Here is a 6,264-nt window from a genome sequence, read left to right on the forward strand (position 1 = left end):
ATCTGGGCCAGTGTGATGAAATTGGTAGACATGAGGGATTCAAAATCCCTTGTCCTTCGGGACGTGGCGGTTCGAGTCCGCCCACTGGTACCAATCCTTTCTTAGTTATCAAAAGTCGATCTAACTTAACAAGTTTTCCCAAGTTAAAACAAATATTCAGCCTTTATTCTCCAAATACGGCCGCCAGGTAGGGTTTTATTTACTTAATAGAACAAACTGCTTTAGGTTGTGTTATATCTTAATTTAAGTGCTTAGGAGATCACAGTGCATATTTCTAGAATTATTCTTCTGCTTTTAATGTCACTCTCTCTTTTAGCCTGCTCAAGTAGTCCGTTCATGGATGACTACCTTAGCTCGATAGAGTCTAGGGAGTCGTATGTATTTTTTGAACACTCAGATTTTGGAATAAAGAGCAATCAGCAGGTGCCGCTAAGTCAAGAGTTCGATCGTTGTACTGAATCTGTAATGGGTGGGATTTCTTTAGGGCTAGGTGAACAAACTGTTTCCAATATATCCGTGCTTGAGCGAGTCAATCAGGATTATCATGCTTTTTTACTTGAACTCGTAATGTCGAAAGGTGCGGGTGATAATGGTGCTTTTAGCGCTTTATATAACAATACTATCACTACCCAATCGGAGAATGGGGAGCTTAAGCGACATGCCTTTGCTTATACAGAAGGGCTTGAGCAGCCACTAAAGAAATTAACCAGGCTTATCCTAAGACGTAATCAATGTTTGGCGCGCTCTGGATGGATTTATAAGAAAGTAGCGCCGTAGTCGGTATTACCTTTGGTTTTTTCAATATCCCCCAATAAATGTCCATATTTTTTGTAATAGAGCTTTATCCAAAAAGGTGATAGCACGGTAGTGTAGGCGATGACCATGATTAAGGCTGTATAGACCTCATTTGTAAAAATATTTGCAGAAGCACCTAGGCCTGCGAATATCAGGCCAACCTCGCCACGTGGCACCATGCTCATTCCTATGACGATACGTTTGGCTAGAGGTTCGCTAATAAGTAGGGCTCCGGCGAACTTTGTGCATATAGCCAAGACAAGTAATATTAAAGAAAACTCCCACAAGAATGATGAAGACCAATCGACCGAGCGTAGATCCATCGAAAGACCGACGGATACAAAGAATATTGGTGTGAATAGTTGAACGATGGGTTTTATCTGTACTTCCACTTTGTGAGAGAACTTGGGTGAACTATGTAGCGCTATGCCGAAAGGTAAAAAGAAGCGGCGCGATAAAGCTAGTCCGGCGGCAAAGCCTCCGAGTAATTCCGGGGCTCCAAATAAATGAGCGAGCCAGGCAAAGAACAATACTAATGCGACAATAGTGGTTGGAATTAATCCTGGGTCGTTAATTCTTTTATCTAATATTTGGATAATTCGAGAAAACAGCTTGGCGAGAATTGGAGCCAAGCAGAAAAATATCGCGACAAATAAGAAAACTCTACCGGCGCTCATAAGGTCGATATTGCCGTTGACTGAGAAGTCATAGAGTAGGGCAAGAAGTATTACGCCGAGAATATCATCGAGTACGGCGGCGCCCAATGTTACCTGTCCTTCGTCGCTTTGGTGTCGGTTAAGATCTGAAAGTGTTCGAATGGTGATGCCAATGCTGGTGGCGGTTAAGGTTCCGCCGATAAACAGTGATACAAGTAGTGATAGTTCAAAGTACCAGTAACTTGCCGCAAAGCCACCAAGAAAGGGCGCGATAAAGCCTCCTAGCGCCACGACAGTAGACTTTTGCCTGAGGATACAAGCTTCCCTAGGTCAGTCTCCAATCCTACGTCAAACAGCAATAGAATGACGCCAATTTCGCCCAGAAAAATATAATCTCGTTGACCTCTACCCATGCGAATAAGCTCGGGCCAATCAAAATGCCAGCGCAGAGTTCGCCAATAACACTCGGTGCGCCAAAATAGCGAGAAATATCGCCAAGCACCCTGGCGACAACAAGAATGATAAGGATGTCGAGTAAGACGTCAGCAATTTCCAAATGCGCACTCCCGGCTTTTTGGCTTTGAAGTCGGGCTGGTATTGAGTTTGGACGTGCTTAGTATGACTTGAGTTTGGGAAGAGGGGGTTGAGCTAGCTCAATTAGTGATGAGGTTTAAGGGCAAAAAAAACCTCCGGGTGTTAGGCCGGAGGCTTTTAGTTTCCTTACATTTTATTCGGCGTCGACTATCAGGTCACTATCCCCAACAGTGATTTCTTCACCGTCATTTAATACGAAAGATGCTGCTTGTGTAACAAACTCTGCAAAAGCAGGTGCCTCAGCAGAGGAAGCTGCCGCTGCAGGGGTCGTGTGTAGAGCACCACTGTCACTCTCAAAACGAATGAAGTTAATGCTTGCTTCATCAGTTGAGTCTCCAATGCTTACAGCACCGGAAGCAGTTTGCAGTGGACTTGTCCCTGCTAGAGGAGCCGCTGTACCTTCACCAAGCGAGATGCCGGCGTATGGGTTTGCGTTGCAGCCGATATTCGCTGGTTGTACAACGTCAACAGCGGGAGATGCATTATTTGGAATAAATACATCGCCAACCACTTCGCTAAATAAGGCTTTGGTTGTAGAAGTGGTGCTACTCAAGTTGCCTACAAAGTTAATTGGATCAAAAGAGTCAAATGACGCTTGAAGAACGTTAAGGAAGGTCTCAAGGTCTGCATCGCCTCTTTGTAAACCAGCAGCAGATTGCAATGCTAGCAGTATACCCGGCGCAAATACTGGGGAATTCTCTGCTAGTCGTGCAATGTTGCCACCTGGCGTTAAAAAGTTTGCAGACACAATGTTATCTTCAGTTCTACTGGTTTGGTTCGCGATTTCGACAAATGGAATGCCGTTAAAGGTACCTAAAGAGTGAGCAATAAAGTGAACATCGTCTCCGTTTAAGTCAAAGCCATCACCTTCTGGCCCGTTATCATCTATTCCATCGATATCCATGGTTGGAATAGACAGACGCAGAGTCATTAAGTCAGACATGTGCTGTCTAAAGTTATCACGGCTAGTTAGGAAGCTAAGTGGGTTAATCGTGAATGCACCAGAACCCGTGTTGGAGCAATCGATAGGGTCTGATGAGGAGCTGCCCACGGTGCCGTCAGCGAAATCCATCGGTACAACGTTGGTAACACCGCCGCCAAAGCCAAAGTGACGCTCATCGGCAGAACCTTGTCCTAGACCAGGGATCTGGCTAGCACCGTTTTCAATAGTATTCTGCATTAAGCCAAGACCTTGTGCCGCAAGCTGTAAGCTTTGGAGGCTTGAAGCTGCTGCTTCTAGGGCTGTAAGGTTTTGAACAGTCGCATCAAGCGTTGGATTTCCGCTTGCATCGCCTAATGCGGCCGTGATTGTGCCATTGATGGTTGCATCTTCAGTGCCGTCAATGCCATCGGTGATATCGATTAATGTACCGTTTAACTGAGCAGCTACGACATTGTAGGTAAGATCTCCGCTTAGTGCAGCAGAAATATAGCCAGCTTCGGTCCCGTCGATTCCGTCGGTGATATCAATCAGTGAGCCGTGCAATTGTCCGGTTACAACTGTTTCAGCGATGGTTCCCGCAAAAGTTTCAGTAATCAGGTCAGCTTCAGCGGCGCTAATACCGTCACTCGCATCAATAACTGTCGCTGAGTCTAATGATGTTGTCACGAATGTGGTGGCAAGAGTGCCATCAACTAAAGCTTGATTATTGGTATCGCCAGGAGCTAATGACTCTGGGAAACCAGCTAGCTGACCACCAGCAAGGAATTGTGCTGCGTATGCCAGGCGGCCTTCTTCAGAAATCGCATCAATACCATGAAGTGGTTGATCAATCGCGAGTACCGCAACGGTTCCACCGCTGTTCGCAACAATGGCGCTACCGAGTGCTAGGGCAACACTTCGATCAGTTGTAATACCATGCTGGTAAATAACAGTTTTATAACCATCTGCCGGCATATTCGAGTCATCTGCCGGGAAGATTGCTAATACCGGTATTTCTTCTGTAGAGTTCTTTGCTGGGAACGGAAACAAATGATTCACAACATTTGATGTCGTCGCTTGTGGCAGAGCTGCGCCAAGTGCCTCTAGGTTAAAAGCAGTATTTATTTGAGTGGCTAAGGTTGAATCTGCTTTCCACCATTCGCCTACAAGTCTCGCTTCGGTTCCATCGCTTACGCCTCGTGTATCAGGTACACCTGAATAGTAAGGAATCGTCAAGGAGCCTTCAGAAATGTTTACGGCACCTACTGGAGCGATTGCATCGGTAATAAATGCTGATACTGTTCTTAGGTCTCGCGGTGTGTCGAAAGCTACGCTATCATCGGCTGCGGGCTCAGGAAAAGACATTCCACCTGCTTTTGCTGCAGTGATCATACCGGTACCGGCGCATGCAAAGCGTGCATCGCCAGCAGGATAGGTATCACACCCTGCTAAAGCTGGATTGAAGCTCTCTGCGGTCCAGTTGCTGATTGCTGTATCAACAGCGCCTTTAATGGTTGCATAATCTTCTGCGCCGGCATCAACTGCCGCTTTTGCTGCGCCAGTTGTCACAAGAGTCTTAACCGTATTCGTTGCCCACTCGGTAGGGTCTACCATATAGTCGACAACTTTTGTGTCATTAGAAGTGGTAAAGCCACTTGTAAAAACAATGTTGTCTTCAGTTAATTGCTGATCATCTGGGCGTGCCGCATTGGTTAGGTTGCCTAAATAGCTCGCGGTAACCTTTTCCCAGAAATCAATTTGAGCTTGCACATCGTCAAGGAGAGGGTTGGCGGGTTCTCGATTTTCATCAGCGAGGGCAGCATAGTTGGCTATACCAGGGTGTTTGATCAAAGACTTTCCTTCGGTATCTTTGATTTCATCGGTCAGTGCAACAATGTAGCGCTTGTTAGGGTTTAAAGGCTCTAAAGGTTGGATTCGTATGTAACTTGTTTCTACTCGTTCGCCGCCAACGACTTTGTCTCGGGTAATGACTTCAGCGCTATACTTAGGTGAAGCCGCTATTCCTAGAAGTTCTCCTGCTGCCGATAAATCTCCACCACTGGCTTGTGCTGCTGTAATGGCGTCAGTAACTGTAGGGGATTCTTCGTTGACTAGTCCTTTAAGAGGGTCGCCACCAGCATATTCTAGTTCTAACAGAAATACGCTTTGGGCAGGGTTAGGAACAGGAGCGCCTCCAACATTAATAAAGCTTTCTGCGATAACCGTATCTGTGTTTATCGTATCTGTTATGTCGGACCCTGCTATGCCTTGGCCAATTTCGATATCGATTGGGGCTGTTAAGGATGCGCCACTAAGATACTCAAGTGCGACTTCAGGTGGTGTTTCTGTGCCTGCAGCAATTTTCTCGGCTAGACCAGGGATAGCATAGGAACCGTCGGGATCCGTTGTTTGTAGTAAAAGGTCATTTGGCTTAGGAAACTCTCCGGTAGCAGGGTTAAATACTGGGTAGAGGTTATTTTCGTTCTGCTCAATATTCGCCTGTTGCTCAGATGACGGAGGGGTCGTCTGTGAGTTTTCGTTATCTCTTTCTTTCGGGTTGTTTTCTGGATCAGTAGTGTCCAGACAGCCTGTTAATGATAATGCTGACGCAATCGCGACACTTAATAAGGTTTTTTTATACATGGATAAGACCTTTCCTAAACGTTGTCTCAAATAAGTAGTGGCTAGATGGTGGATGCTTGCTTGGTTTTATCTGTTTAAATTCAGCAACACACACCACCAGGCCTAAAAATTTTGACCTAGATTAAACGTAGACACGAAAAAGCAATTTGTCTAATTTTTTAGCGCAAAGAATTAGATGCACTTGCTTAGTAGCTGTAACGAATTTAACCGTCGTTTAAGCTTTGTAGGTGTGACTACAAACTCATCTTCAATCAGAGTACAATTCAGTACCCCAATAATTGATCGCTCAGAAGATGAGTGGGTGATCAGCCATGTATTAATTGATAAACACAACATGGGCCTGGCCAAAAGCTTAAGAGCCTCAGCAGTTTATTAATTAAAGAAAAACGTTAGAGAGTGACTATGACCACAATTCGTCAAGCAGATTTAATTGATAGCGTTGCAGATGCCCTGCAGTTTATCTCCTACTATCACCCAAAAGACTTTATTGATGCCGTCCATGAAGCGTATTTAAAAGAAGAGTCCCAAGCTGCTAAAGATGCAATGGCACAAATACTCATCAATTCACGTATGTGTGCAGAAGGTAAGCGACCAATTTGTCAGGATACCGGTATCGTGACTGTATTCGTTAAAGTCGGTATGGATGTGCAGTGG

General features: G+C 45.4%; 5 protein-coding genes and 1 tRNA gene. 3 read left to right on the top strand and 3 right to left on the bottom strand.

The features are described 5' to 3' along the window. Nucleotides 1-6: 6 nt before the first annotated feature. Nucleotides 7-93 (top strand) — tRNA-Leu (locus A3761_RS15220). 171 nt (nucleotides 94-264) lie between these two features. Beyond that, nucleotides 265-777 carry a hypothetical protein gene (locus A3761_RS15225; protein ID WP_156490751.1) on the top strand — a complete coding sequence of 171 codons (513 nt, stop codon included), beginning with the start codon at nucleotides 265-267 and terminating at the stop codon, nucleotides 775-777. Here the strand turns inward: A3761_RS15225 and A3761_RS15230 are convergent. From A3761_RS15230 to A3761_RS15240, 3 genes are all read right to left on the bottom strand, one after another. After that, complete coding sequence (locus A3761_RS15230; RefSeq protein ID WP_255374948.1) at nucleotides 756-1,766, bottom strand: cation:proton antiporter; 1,011 nt, start codon at nucleotides 1,764-1,766, stop codon at nucleotides 756-758. The genes A3761_RS15225 and A3761_RS15230 overlap by 22 nt on opposite strands. Nucleotides 1,767-1,794: 28 nt before the next feature. Continuing rightward, on the bottom strand, nucleotides 1,795-2,007 hold the full coding sequence (locus A3761_RS27775) for a hypothetical protein (protein ID WP_068514868.1): 213 nt from the start codon (nucleotides 2,005-2,007) through the stop codon (nucleotides 1,795-1,797). Between the two features lie 171 nt (nucleotides 2,008-2,178). After that, on the bottom strand, nucleotides 2,179-5,610 hold the full coding sequence (locus tag A3761_RS15240; RefSeq protein ID WP_068514872.1) for a hypothetical protein: 3,432 nt from the start codon (nucleotides 5,608-5,610) through the stop codon (nucleotides 2,179-2,181). Between the two features lie 402 nt (nucleotides 5,611-6,012). Between A3761_RS15240 and A3761_RS15250 the strand changes: the two genes are divergently transcribed. Continuing rightward, nucleotides 6,013-6,264: fumarate hydratase (locus A3761_RS15250; RefSeq protein ID WP_197473061.1), on the top strand; the 252-nt coding region annotated here is incomplete at its 3' end.

The organism is Oleiphilus sp. HI0123 (assembly GCF_001635315.1).

Bases quoted from the DNA above. Each gene is read 5' to 3' on its own strand.
- A3761_RS15240 (WP_068514872.1), bottom strand. From the start codon at position 5,610: ATGTATAAAAAAACCTTATTAAGTGTCGCGATTGCGTCAGCATTATCA.